The sequence below is a fragment of the Streptomyces atratus genome (assembly GCF_014648655.1).
Lineage (GTDB): Bacteria > Actinomycetota > Actinomycetes > Streptomycetales > Streptomycetaceae > Streptomyces > Streptomyces atratus.
The window spans coordinates 43,259-57,247 of record NZ_BMRN01000002.1; the positions used below are offsets into that span (position 1 = coordinate 43,259).

The following is a 13,989-nucleotide window of genomic DNA, read 5'->3' on the forward strand; positions in this document are numbered from 1 at the left end:
CCGGACGCGGGCGCCGCCTGCTCCCATGTCTCGACAGGAACGACGGAGCGGACGGGGTGCGGGGAGGTCACGGGGAGTCAGAAAGAAATTATTCGGAGAGATCTCACGGCTCGTGACATCCCCGCACCCGGCCCGCTCCGTCGAAGGGGGCAGAGACGAACGGAGGCACGCATTGCGTACCGGTGACCTGGAGGAATTCCGCGGCTTCGCCCAGGATCGGCTGGTGCACCTGCGCCGCGCCGCCTACCTGATGTGCGGTGACTGGCACCACGCCGAGGACATCACGCAGACGGCACTGGCGAAGCTGTACTCCGTGTGGGGGCGGCGGCGCCAGATACGGAACATGGAGGCGTACGCCCACCGCGTACTGACTCGGGCCTGCGTCGACCACATGCGGCGACGCTGGCGTCGCGAACAGCCCTCCTGCGTACTGCCCGACCGCGCCGAGCCCTGCGCGGACCCGGCACTGGGGCTCCAGGTGCGCGCCGCGCTGGCCGTCCTGCCGCCGCGGCAGCGGGCGGTGGTGGTGCTGCGTTACTGGGCCGATCTGGACATCGCCGCGACCGCCGCGGCCATGGGCTGCTCCATCGGCACGGTGAAGAGCCACACCGCACGGGCACTGGCCCGCCTGCGCTCCCTCCTGGGGGACGACGCGGACTCCGACACGTTCGGGGCGTTCGCCCCTCCAGCCGATTCCACCCGAAGGAAGGCCGTACTGCGATGAACAACCACGATGTCAAGACCCTTCTGGAGGCCGGGCTCCATGACGAGCCGCCCCTGCGGACCAGCGTCGACACGGCGGTCGCGGCCGGACGGCGCAGCCGTGTCCGCCGCCGCGGAGCACTTGCCGGAGCGGGCCTGACCGCAGGGGCGGCGGTGGCCGCCCTGGCACTGGTCATGCCCGGCGCCGGCCCGGCCGCGACCCCGTCGGCCGCGGCCGACCCGCTCGTCGGTCCGCTGGTGCCCGCCGCGGCCGGCAGCGCGGCGCCGCAGACCGTGCGGCCCGACGCCTTCGGGCCGGGAACCGAGCACACGACCCGGTGGAGCAGCAAGCGGCTCGCCGACACCCTGGTCGGGCTGCTCCCGCCGGGGAAGGCGACCGTCCGGGAGGGAGACTTCCCCGGCCGGACCTACCGCGTGCAGTGGGACAGCGGCACCGGCCCGGTGGAGTTCGTCGGCGGAGCGGAGTACACGGCCAAGGCCCCGCAGGTGCCGCTCTGCGCGAGCATCACGATGCCGAAGGTCGCACCCCGGCCGGGCGCACCGGCTCCGCGCGACACCGCCCCGGCGAGCGACTGCCAGGTGGTCGAACTCGCCGACGGCGCACGGGCGGAGGCCGTGACGCTGCGGTTGCCCCGGGACGGACAGCCGTCCTGGTACGTCCGGGTGCTGCGCAAGGACGGCCGCACGGTGACCCTTCAGCAGTGGGCCGGCCGCACGGACGCGAAGGGGGCGCGCAGCACGCGGTCGCAGCCGCAGCCGGACACCACCGCGATGCTGAAGATCGCGAATGACCCCGCCTGGAAGTTCTGACCTGCGCCATGGCCCCGCCCCGGCCACTGACGGTGCGGACCGGGGCGGGGGGTGACCCGGGGCCACGCCGGCAGGAGGCGACGGGGGACGGGCCCCGGTCGGTGTGGGGCGGCGCGGCGGGGATCGGTGCTCCGGGCACCTGAGCCGTCGTCCGGCGCGCCTTTGGCGGACCGCGTCCCTCGGACCTCCGCCACCCTCAGGCCTCGCCCGCCGTACTCCGTACGTAACCGAGCCCGGGGCGGTCGTTCAGCAGGGTTTCCTCTCCGGTGGGGACGAACCCCGTGCGGGTCAGGACCGCGCGTGAGGCCGTGTTGTCGAGCGCGGCTGCTGCGCGCAGTGTGGTCAGGCCGTACTCGGTGGCGGCCAGGGTGCAGATCTGGCGGACGGTGGCCGTGGCCAGGCCCCGGTGGGTGGCCTTTTCGGCTATACGGAAGCCCAGGTCGGCGGAGCCGTCCGCGACGTCGACCAGGTTGAACCGGCCCAGGATCTCGCCCTCGGCGTCGGAGTCGGTGTCCACCAGGACGTGGAAGTGGCAGGTGCCCGCGGCCTGTTCGGCGAGCAGCGCGGCGTGCCGGGCTTCGAAGTGGGCGAAGTAGTCGTCGCCGCGATCCGGCACCGATGCGGCGAAGAAGGCGCGGTTCTCCTGCTCGAAGGCGAGCAGGGCCGGGGCGTGATCGGCGCGGAGGCGCTGGAGTTCGGGCATGGGGGGAAGGCTACGTGGCCTCGGGAGAGGTCGCCTCGCGGTTTTCGGGCCCTGTCGTGGAAGAACGGGGGCCCCGTCGTGGAGGTGAACGACGGAGCCCCCGGCCCGTTCCGTCACTCCGTCCCGTGGCACTCCCGGTACGTCCGCCCCGAGCCGCACCAGCAGGGTGCGCTGCGGGCCGGGGGCCAGGGGACCGCTCGGCCGCGGGCGGCGAGGGTGGTGGCGTACTGGGGGAGGAGGTCCGGGTCCGCCGGGGACGTGGCTTCCGAGGCGGCGAAGGCCTCGTACGACGGGACCGTGCCCGTCACGATGCCGAGGTTCGGGGTGCCGGCCTGGTGGAGGTCCCGGAGTGCGGCTTCCAGGCGGGCCAGGTGGTCGGTGTGGGAGGGGTACTCGCTGCGCAGGACCGGGTACGCGCCCAGGAGTTCGTCGAGTTCGGTGGCCGGCCAGTGCAGCACCGCAACCGGGAACGGGCGGGACAGCGCGGTGCGGTACGTGCCCAGTTCGGCGCGGAGGCGGGTGATCTCGGCCCGGAGCTCACCCGGGTCCGAGGAGCCGAGCGCCCACAGGCGCTTCGGGTCGTGCAGCTCGTCCAGCGTGACGGAGGCCGTGTGGACGGTGTCGGCCAGCTCGTCCCAGACATCGTGCTCGACGCCCATCAGCCTTCGCACCCGGTGGCGGCCGATCAGCAGGGACTGTGTGGCGTACGGGACCTCCTCGCCCGGCGTGAGGAGGAGCGTCAGCGCGGTCGTGAAGAAGTCGTGGGCCGCCTCCAGCTCGTCGTGCGCTTCGAGGGTCTCGGCCGCGATCTCCCAGGGCGCCGGGTCGTGCGGCCCCGCGGCACGGATGCCGTCGATGATCGCGCGGGCCTCGGCCTCGTGGCCGTACTCCCACAGGTTGGCCGCGTTCAGGGCCTTGACCAGGTGCGGGTGGTCGAGGCCGGGGGAGCCGAGCAGTTCGTCGTAGAGGGTGGTGGCGCGGGCGCGGTCACCGGCGAGCTCCAGATGGGCCGCGGCCTGGAGGAGCAGCGGCTCGCGGTCCTCGGGGTACTGCGCCGCGGTGCGCAGCAGGCGCTCGGCTTCGGTGATGTGGTCAGCAGGCGTGTCGGGGCGCATGAACCACACCGTACTGCTGTACGGCACCTGGACGGAGGGTTGTTCCGGCCCTGGAGAGTTACGGCACATGGCCCTATCGTGCGGGCCGTGCGGGAGCGGATACCGGTTGTGACGCAGCGGAACTTGCGAGGGCGCCGGGTCGCCGCGCGCGGGTTGTGGACGGGCGCCGAGGTGGCGGTGACCTTGGGTGTCGTCCTGTTGTTGCTCGTTGTTCATCAGCTGTGGTGGACCAACCGGCAGGCCCGCGCCGACGCCCAGCACAAGGTGCAGGCCCTTCAGCGGGAGTGGGGGGAGCCGCAGGGGCAGCAGCAGGAACAGCCGCGACAGCCGCAGGGGCCGGAGGACGGTACGGGGAGCAGTGGCGGGTCCGGACCCGGGGCTTCCGGCGGGGGTTCGTCCGGGGGGCGCACCGCACCCCCCGCGCCCCGCTGGGATCAGGCGTACGCCGTCATCCGTATCCCGCGGCTCGGGCTCACCGCCCCCGTCGCCCAGGGCATCAGCAAACGCGGCGTCCTCGACAAGGGGTACGTCGGGCACTACCCGCGCACCGCACAGCCCGGCCAGGCCGGGAACTTCGCGCTCGCCGGGCACCGCAACACGCACGGCGAGCCCTTCCGGTACATCAACCGGCTGCGGCGCGGGGACCGGATCGGTGTCGAGACCCGGGACGCCGTCTACACGTACACCGTCGACCGGACGCTCGGGCAGACCAGCGCCCGTGACAGCGGTGTCATCGCGGCCGTCCCGCGCAGCAATGTGAAGCCGTACACGGGGTACAGCACGGCCGGTTCCTATGTGACGCTCACTACGTGCACGCCCGAATTCACCTCCCGTTACAGGCTTGTCGTGTGGGGGAGGCTGACGGGGGTCCGGGCGCGGTAGCGGTGTCGCACTAAGGTTCCCTGACGTGCTCAGACGACGTCCGCAGTTGTTGTGGTTGCTGGTCCCCCATGTCCTGTACCTGGGGGCGCTGCCGTTCGTGAACCGGGTCCATCCCGTGGTTCTCGGACTGCCGTTCCTCTTCGTGTGGCTGCTCGGGGCGACCCTGCTGACACCCGTCGCCGTATGGCTGACCCGACGGGGGGACCGCCGGTGAACGCCGCAGTCGCGACCTCCGTCTTCGGGGTCTTCATGGTCGTCACCGTCGCCCTCGGGCTGCTCGCGATGCGCGGGCGGAGCAGAGGGAGCGGAGACGGTGGCGGGCTCGCGGAGTGGTCCGTGGGCGGGCGCAGCCTCGGGACCGTGTTCATCTGGGTGCTGATGGCCGGCGAGGGCTACACCAGCTTCAGCTACCTGGGCGCCGCGGGATGGGGCTACAACTACGGGGCGCCCGTGCTCTACGTGGTGGCGTACATGTCCTGCGGTTACGCCCTCGGCTATGTCGTCGGGCCGATGCTCTGGGCGTACGCGCGCAAGCACGGACTCGTCGGGATCACCGACATGGTGGCGCACCGCTTCGGACGGCCCTGGCTCGGTGCGCTGGTCGCCGTCCTCGCGACCGTCTTCCTGCTGCCGTACATCCAGCTCCAGATCACCGGCATGGGCGTGGTCGTATCGACCATCTCCTACGGTGCCATCAGCCTGAACCAGGCCTACTTCATAGCCTTCGCCGTCACCACCGGCTTCGTCGTGGTGAGCGGGCTGCGCGGCAGCGCATGGGTGTCCGTCCTCAAGGACATCCTCGTGATCGCCACGCTCGGCTTCCTCGCCCTCTACGTACCGATCCACTACTTCGACGGCTACGGGCCCTTCCTCGACCGGCTCGTCACCGAGAAGAGCCAGTGGCTGACCTTCCCCGGGCACGGGGACAGCGGGCTCGGGCAGGCATGGTTCATCACCACCTCGTTCCTCAACTCCCTCACCGTGGTGATCTTCCCGACGACCGTCGCCGGCTATCTCGGCGCGAAGAATGCCGACGTGCTGCGCCGCAACGCGATGTGGCTGCCCGCCTACAACGTGCTGCTCTTCGTGCCGATGCTGCTCGGCATGGCCGCTCTCTTCGTCGTGCCGGGGCTCGTCGGCGCCGAGTCCAACCTGGCGCTCTTCAAGCTGGTCGTGGATTCGCTGCCGGCCTGGGCGGTCGGCGTCATCGGTGTGGCGGCGGCTCTGTCGTCGATCGTGCCGATGGCCGTCTTCATGCTGGTCATCGGCACGATGTGGGGGCGCAGTGTGCTGTCGCTCGTGCCGCGGTGGGAGCGGCGGCAGAAGGGCGTCGCCCAGAGCGTCGTGGTGGCCTCGGGTGTGATCGCGCTCGTGCTCACATACACCGCGCCGAACACCCTCGTACGGCTCTCCCTCATCTCGTACGAGGGGATGGCGCAGCTGCTCCCCATGGTGCTGCTGGGGCTGATATGGCGGCGGCTGACCCTGCTCGGGGCGATGAGCGGGCTGGTCGTCGGCGTGGGCCTGGTGTGCGGGTTCGTGTTCACGGAGAACGATCCGGTGTGGGGGGTGAACGCGGGCATCGTGGCGCTCGGCGCCAACCTCGTCGTCGCGCTCGCCGTGACGTACGCGGGTCCGCGCGAGCGCGACGACCGGCCGGACAGCGAGGTGCTCGCGCGGGACGAGATCGGGGTTGCGGAGGACGGGGCGGACGCGGAGCTCAGCCTCGCTCCCGCAGGAACAGGACACTGACCGTCGCCGGCCGGGCCAGGCCCCCTCTGGCCGGTCGTCCGCACCATCGGGGCGTGGGGGCGCGACCACATTCCCGGCACCCGGCCGATGCGCGTCTTCGTCCACGTCTCCTGCGGTACGGAGCTGGGCGTGTACGGCGAATGCCCGGCCTGCGCGCTGCCCGTACCGCCCGAGGACGTCGAGATGCGACCGGGCGACGGACTCGATCCGGACCCTGCCGATCCGGTCAGCCGCGCACTGCTCGCGCCGACTGCTGCGGCCGCTGGAGACCGATCGCGCCTGAGCGCGGACGGGTATGCCGGACCCATCGTGTATAACGGCTGGAGAGCCGAACGCACACCTGCGCGAAAAGCGCGGCTGCGTGAGTTCGGCCGTCAGGTCGCGAAGGGGAAGAAGGGAGGGGCCGATGAGCGGTGACGTGAACCGTCTGCGCGATGGCCTCGCCCGGCTGCTCCGCCCCCTGGGGCTGCTGCTCTTCCTCGTCACCGAAGTCGTCCTCGCCGAAGGCGGCAGCCTCTCCGCCGCCGTCGCGCTCGCCGCCACGGCCGCCGCCGGTTCCGCGCTCGTCGCAGCCTCGGTCATCAGCGCCCGCTGCGCCGTCCCCGTGCCCCGCACCCGGGTCCGTACGGCCATACGCGACCGGGAGAAACGCACCGCGTTCCTGCCGCAGCGAGACCCGGACGCCAAGGGGCGCAGACGCCCCCGAGCCCCCGGCCGTGCCCTCCCGACGGCCGCGTAGGGGCTCGCACCAGCAGTAGCCACCTCTCGCGGTTCGTCATGCCGAGTTCGCTCTTCTTCCCGGCAAGACGAGACCCCCGGAGGGCTCACCCATGTCCGTCTTCATGTCCGCATTCGCCGCTCTGGTCGGCGCAATGGCCGATGTGATGCACCCGCTTTTCCAGGGCGCGTCCGCCGCCGCCGCGATCGTGCTGTTCACGGCGCTCGTGCGGCTCGCCGTGCACCCGCTGTCGCGGGCCGCGGCGCGAGGGCAGAAAGCCCGCACCAGGCTCCAGCCGCAGATCGCCGAGCTGCGCAAGAAACACGGCAAGAACCCCGAGCGCATGCAGAAGGCGCTCATGGAACTGCACAAGGCGGAGAACGTCTCGCCGCTCTCCGGCTGCCTGCCGAGCCTTCTGCAGATGCCCGCCTTCTTCCTCCTCTACCACCTCTTCTCCAGCCAGACGATCGACGGCCACCCCAACGAGCTTCTCGGCCACCAGCTCTTCGGCGCCCCGCTCGGCGAGCACTGGCACGACGCGCTCGCGCACGGCGGACCGTTCGGGGCCCAGGGCATGGTCTACCTCGGCCTGTACGCGATCGTCGCCGTCGTGGCCACCTTCAACTACCGGCGGACGAAGGCGCAGATGGCCGCCAACCCTGTCACCCCGACCACCGGCCCCGACGGACAGCCGGTCCCGGGCATGGGCATGATGACGAAGCTGATGCCCCTGATGTCCTTCGCCACGCTTTTCACCGTCTCCGTCGTACCGCTCGCCGCCGCGCTGTACGTCGTCACGAGCACCACCTGGACCGCGGTCGAGCGGGCTTTCCTCTATCGCGACATGCCGGCCGCGGGCACCGCCATGGCCACCGCAGCGTGATCGGGGCGGCCAGTGCGCTGGTCCAGTGTGTGAACAGGGTCTTGCAGAGTGATCGGATGTCTTGGACGATCGGACAAGCCTGCGATGGCCGACACCCATCCGACGGGCCCGATCTCGACCAAGGGGAGAAAGACCGTTGAAGCTGCTTCGTGTGGGTACGGCAGGCGCGGAACGACCGGCACTGCTGGACGAGGACGGAACCCTGCGTGACCTGTCGGGAATCGTCACCGACATCGACGGCACGCTGCTCGCCGACGAGTCCGCGCTGGCCCGGGTACGGGCCGCCGCGGCCGCGCCCGGCGAGCTGCCCGAGCTCGACGCCGAGGGGCTTCGGGCCGGACCGCCGCTCGCCCGGATCGGCAAGATCGTGTGCATCGGGCTGAACTACCACGACCATGCCGCCGAGACCGGCGCGGAGATTCCCGCCGAGCCGATCCTGTTCTTCAAGGCGCCGGACACCGTCGTCGGGCCCGACGACACGGTGCTGGTGCCGCGCGGCAGCGTCAAGACCGACTGGGAGGTCGAGCTCGCGGTCGTCATCGGGCGCACCGCTCGCTACCTGGAGTCCGCCGAGGAGGGGCTCGCACATGTCGCCGGATACGCGACGGCGCACGACGTCTCCGAGCGCGAGTTCCAGATCGAGCGCGGCGGCACCTGGGACAAGGGCAAGAACTGCGAGACGTTCAACCCGCTGGGGCCGTGGCTGGTGACGGCGGACGAGATCGCCGACCCGCAGGCGCTGCCGCTGAAGCTCTGGGTCAACGGTGAGCTGAAGCAGGACGGCACGACGGCCGACCAGATCTTCCCGGTGGGCGAGGTGGTCCGGTATCTCAGCCACTTCATGACGCTGTACCCGGGCGATGTGATCAACACCGGGACGCCGGCGGGGGTCGCTCTGGGGCACCCCGAGCCCAAGCCGTATCTGAGGGCGGGGGATGTCGTGGAGCTGGAGATCGCGGGGCTGGGGCGGCAGCGGCAGGAGCTGAAGGACGCGTAGTGGTGGTGTCGGGGGCGGGGCGGTTCGCCGGGGGTGCCCGAGTGGCCGCTCTGTCCTCAGGTGCCGGACGGGCTTGACCGACCGGTCATAAAGGTCGGAGGGGTGGGGTGCCGCGGAATCAGCACCCCACCCCTCCTAGCCGTCACGCGCCGATCGTCGTCGCGAACTGTTCCAGCGCCTCGACCACCAGGGCGTGGTCCTCCGCCTGGGGCAGGCCCGAGACCGTCACCGAGCCGATGACGCCCGCGCCCTCGACCGCGATCGGGAACGAACCGCCGTGCGCGGCGTACGTGTCCGGGTCCAGGCGCGAGGACTCGTCGAAGGTCGTCCCCTTCGACCGGAACCGGGATCCGACCAGGTACGAGCTCTCGCCGTACCGTTCCACGACCTTGCGCTTGCGGTCGATCCAGGCGTCGTTGTCCGCGCTCGATCCCGGCAGCGCGGCATGGAACAGCTGCTGTGCGCCGCGGCGGATGTCGATCGCGACCGGGGCGTGCCTTTCCCTGGCCATCGAGACGAGCAGGCCGCCGAGCGCGTACGCGTCGTCGTAGCTGAAATGCGGCAGCGTCAGTCGGCGCTCCTGAGCGATGAGCTCGGAGATGGTCGGAGCGGTGGGATTCATACGGTCTGCTCCTCGGTATCGGTATCGGTATCGGCGGAGGTGGACGGGGTTGCGGCGGGCAGGGGCACGGTCACGCCCTCGCGGGCCGAGCGGCGCGCGGCCTCCAGTACGTCCAGGGCAGCGGCGGCCTGGAGGGCGGTCACTGGATTGTCACCCTTTCCGCGCAGTGCGTCGGTGACCGCCGCGTAGTACGCGGGGTAGTCGCCCGGCAGCGTGCGGACCGGGGCGCCGCCGCCCGTCAGCGGGGACTCGCCCGAGCCGATCCGGCCCCACAGGTGTTCGGGCTCCTCGCCCCACGGCCGGTTCGCCGTCGGACGCGCGCCCGCGCGCAGGTCGGCCTCCTGCGGGTCGAGGCCGTACTTCACATAGCCGGCGGTCGAGCCGAGCACCCGGAAGCGCGGGCCGAGCTGGGCCGTGGTGGCGCTGACGTACAGATGCGAGCGGACCCCGTTCGCATGGGTGATCGCGAGAAACGTGTCGTCGTCGGCGGCGGCGCCGGGGCGGCGTACATCGGACTCCGCGTACACCTGTACCGCCGGCCCGAACAGGACGAGCGCCTGGTCGACGACATGGCTGCCCAGGTCGTACAGCAGCCCGCCGATCTCCTGGGGGTCGCCCGACTCGCGCCAGCCGCCCTTCGGCTGCGGGCGCCACCGCTCGAAACGGGACTCGAAGCGCTGCACGTCCCCCAGCTCACCGTCGGCGACCAGGCGGGCGAGAGTGAGGAAGTCGTTGTCCCAGCGGCGGTTCTGGAAGACCGAGAGCAGCACCCCGCGCTCCTCGGCGAGAGCCGCGAGCTCCCGCGCCTCGGCGGCCGTACCGGCGATCGGCTTGTCCACGACGACCGGCAGACCGGCCTCGATCGCGGCGGTCGCGATCGGGACGTGGGTCCTGTTCGGCGAGGCGATCACGATCAGATCGAGTTCGTCCGCGCGCCCCCACAGCTCCTTGGGCGACGCGGCGAACCGTACGTCGGGGAACTCGGCGCGCGCCTGCGCCTGCCGCTCCTCGTTCGAGGTGACGACCGTGTCGAGGACGAGACCCTCGGTCGCGGCGATCAGCGGGGCGTGGAAGACGGAACCCGCCAGGCCGTAGCCGACGAGTCCGACGCGCAGGGGGGTCTCGGACAGCCCGGGCGTCTCGTGAGTCGCGTTGCCAGTCATGCCCGCCACTTAAGCAACGCTGTTGCCAAAGTGCAAGCGACAGGGACAATGGGGCTGTGAACAGGAGTAATAGCGGCGCGAACCTGCCGACGCTGCGCAGCCACAATGCGGCGTTGGTGCTGGATCTGCTGCGGGTGGCGGGCGAGTGCGGCATCAGCAGGCTCGAACTCGCCGAGCGTACGGGGCTCACGCCGCAGGCCGTCAGCAAGATCACCGCGCGGCTGCGGGCCGAGGGGCTGGCGACCGATGCGGGCCACCGGGCCTCCACCGGGGGCAAGCCGCGCACCGTGCTGCGGCTGGTGCCGGACGCCGGGTACGCGGTCGGCATGCACCTGGACCGCGACGAGCTGACGGTGGTGCTCGTCGACCTGGCCGGCGCGGTCGCCGCCAGCCGTACCGCCCCGCTGGACTTCGGCGCCCCGGCGGACGAGGTGGTCGCGGTGGCGGCGTACGCGGTCGCGGCGGTACGGGACGGGGGTGCGCAGTCCGTGGACCTGCCGGTGCTCGGGGTCGGCGTGGCGGTGCCGGGGCCGCTCGACCACCGGGGCGGGGTGCTGCACCGCGTCACCGGGTTCCCGCAGTGGGACGGGTATCCGTTGCGGGACGCGCTCGCCGCGAGGACCGGGCTGCCCGTCGTCGTCGACAAGGACACCAACGCCGCGGCCCTGGGCCTCGCCCTGCGCGCGGCGGGCGCGGGCGACTTCGCGTATCTGCACCTCGGGACCGGGCTCGGCGCCGGGCTGGTCCTGGGCGGGGGGCTGTATCGAGGGGCCCGTACCGGGGCCGGTGAGTTCGGGCACCAGACCGTCCAGCTGGACGGGCCGGTGTGCAGCTGCGGGGGGCGTGGCTGCATCGAGGCGCTCTGTCTCGCCGCCGTCGCCCGCGGTGATGTCGCGGAGGCCGCACGGGTGCTGGGTACCGGCGCCGCCAACCTCGTCGGGCTGCTCGACATCGACCGGGTGATGCTGGGCGGCCGTACCGTCGCCGCCGACCCCGACGCGTACGTGCGAGGCGTCCGCGCCGTGATCGACGAGCGCGCCCGGCTGGGCGGAATCGACGCGCCCGTGCCGGTCACCGCCGCCGGGGGAGGGGACCGGCCGGTCGCGGAGGGGGCCGCGCAGCTGGTCCTGGCCCCGCTGTTCGGGCGGGTCGCGGGTGCGGACGTCGAAGGTGCGGACGGGGGTGCGGTCCTGGTCCCGTGACCGCCCGGCGGGCGCAACTGAGCTGATCGAGCGGTTCCGGGCCGCCGGCCGGGCGGCCCTGAGGCATGTCGGTGCCGGTCGCCTCGCGCGCGCGTGGCAGCGTCGCGGCCCAGAACCGGTGAACTCCGGCGCACGGGGCGAGCCGACCATCTCGCGAGCAGCGAAGGGTGCCCCCCACATGCCCCCCACACCGGCCCCCACACCGCCCCCGTCCGGCGAGCCTTCCGCTTCCACCCCCGCATCCCTCCCCGCGGCCGGTGCCGTACCCATCCCTCTGTCCGCCGCCGCCTCCGTCCCCGCATCCACCTCCCCCGCACGTCCTCCCTCGCCCCCGCACCCGCTCCCCGGGCGGACGCGCCACGGGCTCGCGCTCGGGCTGGCGGCGGCGAGTGTGGTTCCCGTCGTCCTCGGTGGCACATCCGCCGCACCCGCCTCCGCCGCACCTTCGGTCACCCCGGTCTCGAAGCCGGATTCCGCCACCGCCGACCAGCAGCCCACCTGCGGTGATCCCGACGCGAGGGACTTCCCGATCAGCACCCGTATCCACGGCGGTCCGGACACCTACGCATCCGGTGGCGGCTACGGAATCTGGTTCCTGGACCTCACCAACACCACCACCGAGTCGTGCCGGGCCATCCATCCGGTGCTGGTCCTCACCGACGAGGACCGGAAGCTGACCTCCGACCAGATCCAGTTGGAGTTCTCCGAGCCGAGCCGTCCCGATGTGGAGCACCGCGTCATCTGGGAGACCACCGACCAGGACGAACACATCGGCGTCTTCGGCGGCGACGGCGCCGATGCCTTCGAGGGCTTCACCATTCCCGCGGGCCATACCGTCACCGTCGAGGTCCGGATGGCGTTCACCTCGGACACCGGCCCGGGCCGGATGACCGTCAATGCCGCGATCGTCCAGCGGCAGCCCGCAGCGAGCGGCGGGACCGGGAAGGACGACGGGGCCTGGGTCGGCGAGTCCGACGAATACCCCTTTGCTGTCGTCGACGAAAGCGACGCGACCGGAGAGATGGACGAGACGGAGGAGGTCGGTGGGACTGGGGAGGTCGGTGGGACTGGAGAGGTCGGTGGGACTGGAGAGGTCGGCGGGGTCAAAGATGCCAGAGGGACGGGAGATGCCAGAGGGACGGAAGAAGTCGGTGGGACTGGAGAGGTCGGTGGGACTGGAGCGGTCGGCGGGGTCGGGGATGCCAGAGGGGCGGGAGAAGTCGGCAGGACTGGAGAAGTCGACGGGACAGGGGAGGCCGGCGACACCCCTCGCGACGCCCTGCCCGACGGAGCCCGGCCCACCGCCGCCGGCACCGGTGACGCCCCGCGGCCGCTCGCACCCGGCCGGGCCCCTGCCGACAGCGCCCTCCCCGAGCTGGCCGCAACCGGCCCGGCCACCGTTCCGTACCCCGGTATGACCGTTGCCGGGTTCCTGATCGGTGGCGGGGCCACAGTGGTCTGGTCCCGCCGCCTGCGCCGCCGCCCCCGCCTCTGAACCGCCCCTTCCGCACCCCGTCGCCAGGCCCGTCCGCGCCTGGGCGTTCACGGGTGTTCATGTCCGTCTGCCACCATCGGGCCGTGGACTACCCGTACGACCAGACACCTGGCGCACCCATCCGTTCCGGCATCCCGGAGCATGGCCGTATCCCCAAGTACTACGCGGTCAAGGCCCGTGTATCCCTCCTCATAGAGGAGCTGGGCGAGGGCGGCACGCTGCCCACCGAACGCGATCTGGCCGAGCGCTACGGAGTCTCGCGCGAGACGGTGCGCCAGGCGCTGCGCGAACTCCTGCTGGAGGGGCGGCTCGCCCGTCAGGGGCGCGGCACCGTCGTCGCGGGCCCCAAGCTGGAGCAGCCGCTCTCGCTGGCGAGCTATACGGAAGGCGTACGCCGCCAGGGCCGCACCCCCGGCCGTCACCTCATCGGTCTGGAGCGGTTCCCCTGCCCCGAGGCGCTGGCCGCCGACATCGGGGTCGGGCCCGGCGAACCGGTCTGGCACCTGGAGCGGGTGCTGCTCGCCGACGACGACCGGGTCGGCCTGGAGAGCACGTATGTCTCCGTCGCCCGCGTACCGGATCTCGACAAGGGATTCGACCCCGACTCGTCCTTCTACGCCTACCTCCGCGACCGGCTCGGGATCTCCTTCGGCGATGCGGACGAGCGGATCGAGACCGTGCTCGCGACGCCGCGTGAGGCGCTGCTCATCGGTACCCCGCCCGCACTGCCCATGCTGCTGATCCACCGGATCTCGCGCGATACGGGCGGGAAGCCGCTGGAGCGCGTGCGGACCCTTTTCCGCGGGGACAGGTTCTCCTTCACCGCGCACCTGGGCGCGCAGGGCGGACGCTGAACGACCCCGGACGCGGCAGCCGCCGATCGACTCATCAAGATAACGAGAACGTAACGGGTCTGGTCCAAGC

At 71.9% G+C, this 13,989-nt stretch carries 16 protein-coding genes; 12 read left to right on the forward strand and 4 right to left on the reverse strand.

Going from position 1 to position 13,989, the window contains the following annotated elements:
* Positions 1-172: 172 nt before the first annotated feature.
* Positions 173-724: a SigE family RNA polymerase sigma factor gene (locus tag IEZ15_RS03200; protein WP_229845719.1), complete on the forward strand. Its 552-nt coding sequence runs from the start codon at positions 173-175 to the stop codon at positions 722-724.
* On the forward strand, positions 721-1,533 hold the full coding sequence (locus IEZ15_RS03205) for a hypothetical protein (protein WP_189274064.1): 813 nt from the start codon (positions 721-723) through the stop codon (positions 1,531-1,533). Before IEZ15_RS03200 ends, IEZ15_RS03205 begins: the two co-directional genes overlap by 4 nt.
* Positions 1,534-1,729: 196 nt before the next feature.
* Here the strand turns inward: IEZ15_RS03205 and IEZ15_RS03210 are convergent, their stop codons facing one another.
* Both IEZ15_RS03210 and IEZ15_RS03215 read right to left on the reverse strand, forming a co-directional pair.
* Positions 1,730-2,236, reverse strand: a complete 507-nt coding sequence (locus IEZ15_RS03210; RefSeq protein WP_189274066.1) for a GNAT family N-acetyltransferase — start codon at positions 2,234-2,236, stop codon at positions 1,730-1,732.
* A 113-nt stretch (positions 2,237-2,349) separates the two neighbouring features.
* Positions 2,350-3,351, reverse strand: coding sequence for an SEC-C domain-containing protein (locus IEZ15_RS03215; protein WP_189274068.1), 1,002 nt, complete (start codon positions 3,349-3,351; stop codon positions 2,350-2,352).
* Positions 3,352-3,459: 108 nt separating this feature from the next.
* Between IEZ15_RS03215 and IEZ15_RS03220 the strand changes: the two genes are divergently transcribed.
* The 7 genes from IEZ15_RS03220 to IEZ15_RS03250 all read left to right on the forward strand — a co-directional run bounded on the left by IEZ15_RS03220 (position 3,460) and on the right by IEZ15_RS03250 (position 8,583).
* Positions 3,460-4,233, forward strand: a complete 774-nt coding sequence (locus tag IEZ15_RS03220; RefSeq protein WP_229845720.1) for a class E sortase — start codon at positions 3,460-3,462, stop codon at positions 4,231-4,233.
* A 55-nt stretch (positions 4,234-4,288) separates the two neighbouring features.
* Positions 4,289-4,447: a DUF3311 domain-containing protein gene (locus tag IEZ15_RS03225; protein ID WP_114249032.1), complete on the forward strand. Its 159-nt coding sequence runs from the start codon at positions 4,289-4,291 to the stop codon at positions 4,445-4,447.
* Positions 4,444-5,985, forward strand: a complete 1,542-nt coding sequence (locus IEZ15_RS03230; protein ID WP_189274072.1) for a sodium:solute symporter family protein — start codon at positions 4,444-4,446, stop codon at positions 5,983-5,985. The genes IEZ15_RS03225 and IEZ15_RS03230 overlap by 4 nt, the downstream gene beginning before the upstream one ends.
* Positions 5,986-6,072: 87 nt before the next feature.
* Positions 6,073-6,402: a hypothetical protein gene (locus IEZ15_RS46680; RefSeq protein WP_189274075.1), complete on the forward strand. Its 330-nt coding sequence runs from the start codon at positions 6,073-6,075 to the stop codon at positions 6,400-6,402.
* Positions 6,392-6,724, forward strand: coding sequence for a DUF6412 domain-containing protein (locus IEZ15_RS03240; protein WP_114244700.1), 333 nt, complete (start codon positions 6,392-6,394; stop codon positions 6,722-6,724). Before IEZ15_RS46680 ends, IEZ15_RS03240 begins: the two co-directional genes overlap by 11 nt.
* Before the next feature lie 91 nt (positions 6,725-6,815).
* Positions 6,816-7,586, forward strand: coding sequence for a YidC/Oxa1 family membrane protein insertase (locus IEZ15_RS03245; protein ID WP_114244699.1), 771 nt, complete (start codon positions 6,816-6,818; stop codon positions 7,584-7,586).
* Between the two features lie 136 nt (positions 7,587-7,722).
* Entirely contained in the window at positions 7,723-8,583 is an 861-nt protein-coding gene (locus IEZ15_RS03250) for a fumarylacetoacetate hydrolase family protein (protein WP_189274077.1), read from the forward strand.
* Positions 8,584-8,725: 142 nt separating this feature from the next.
* On the opposite strand, the gene IEZ15_RS03255 is transcribed toward IEZ15_RS03250, so the two are convergent.
* A complete protein-coding gene (locus IEZ15_RS03255) occupies positions 8,726-9,205 on the reverse strand; it encodes a heme-degrading domain-containing protein (RefSeq protein WP_114244697.1) in 480 nt (159 codons plus the stop codon).
* Positions 9,202-10,368: a Gfo/Idh/MocA family oxidoreductase gene (locus tag IEZ15_RS03260; RefSeq protein ID WP_114244696.1), complete on the reverse strand. Its 1,167-nt coding sequence runs from the start codon at positions 10,366-10,368 to the stop codon at positions 9,202-9,204. The genes IEZ15_RS03255 and IEZ15_RS03260 overlap by 4 nt, the downstream gene beginning before the upstream one ends.
* 56 nt (positions 10,369-10,424) lie before the next feature.
* Here IEZ15_RS03260 and IEZ15_RS03265 point away from each other — a divergent pair, with 56 nt between their 5' ends.
* The 3 genes from IEZ15_RS03265 to IEZ15_RS03275 all read left to right on the forward strand — a co-directional run bounded on the left by IEZ15_RS03265 (position 10,425) and on the right by IEZ15_RS03275 (position 13,919).
* Positions 10,425-11,570, forward strand: a complete 1,146-nt coding sequence (locus IEZ15_RS03265) for an ROK family transcriptional regulator (RefSeq protein WP_189274079.1) — start codon at positions 10,425-10,427, stop codon at positions 11,568-11,570.
* 178 nt (positions 11,571-11,748) lie between these two features.
* Positions 11,749-13,065, forward strand: coding sequence for a hypothetical protein (locus IEZ15_RS03270; protein WP_229845722.1), 1,317 nt, complete (start codon positions 11,749-11,751; stop codon positions 13,063-13,065).
* Positions 13,066-13,148: 83 nt separating this feature from the next.
* Complete coding sequence (locus IEZ15_RS03275; RefSeq protein WP_189274081.1) at positions 13,149-13,919, forward strand: GntR family transcriptional regulator; 771 nt, start codon at positions 13,149-13,151, stop codon at positions 13,917-13,919.
* Positions 13,920-13,989: the final 70 nt, after the last annotated feature.

Bases quoted from the DNA above. Each gene is read 5' to 3' on its own strand.
- IEZ15_RS46680 (WP_189274075.1), top strand. From the start codon at position 6,073: ATGCGCGTCTTCGTCCACGTCTCCTGCGGTACGGAGCTGGGCGTGTAC.
- IEZ15_RS03210 (WP_189274066.1), bottom strand. From the start codon at position 2,236: ATGCCCGAACTCCAGCGCCTCCGCGCCGATCACGCCCCGGCCCTGCTC.
- IEZ15_RS03240 (WP_114244700.1), top strand. From the start codon at position 6,392: ATGAGCGGTGACGTGAACCGTCTGCGCGATGGCCTCGCCCGGCTGCTC.
- IEZ15_RS03255 (WP_114244697.1), bottom strand. From the start codon at position 9,205: ATGAATCCCACCGCTCCGACCATCTCCGAGCTCATCGCTCAGGAGCGC.
- IEZ15_RS03215 (WP_189274068.1), bottom strand. From the start codon at position 3,351: ATGCGCCCCGACACGCCTGCTGACCACATCACCGAAGCCGAGCGCCTG.
- IEZ15_RS03270 (WP_229845722.1), top strand. From the start codon at position 11,749: ATGCCCCCCACACCGGCCCCCACACCGCCCCCGTCCGGCGAGCCTTCC.
- IEZ15_RS03205 (WP_189274064.1), top strand. From the start codon at position 721: ATGAACAACCACGATGTCAAGACCCTTCTGGAGGCCGGGCTCCATGAC.
- IEZ15_RS03245 (WP_114244699.1), top strand. From the start codon at position 6,816: ATGTCCGTCTTCATGTCCGCATTCGCCGCTCTGGTCGGCGCAATGGCC.
- IEZ15_RS03260 (WP_114244696.1), bottom strand. From the start codon at position 10,368: ATGACTGGCAACGCGACTCACGAGACGCCCGGGCTGTCCGAGACCCCC.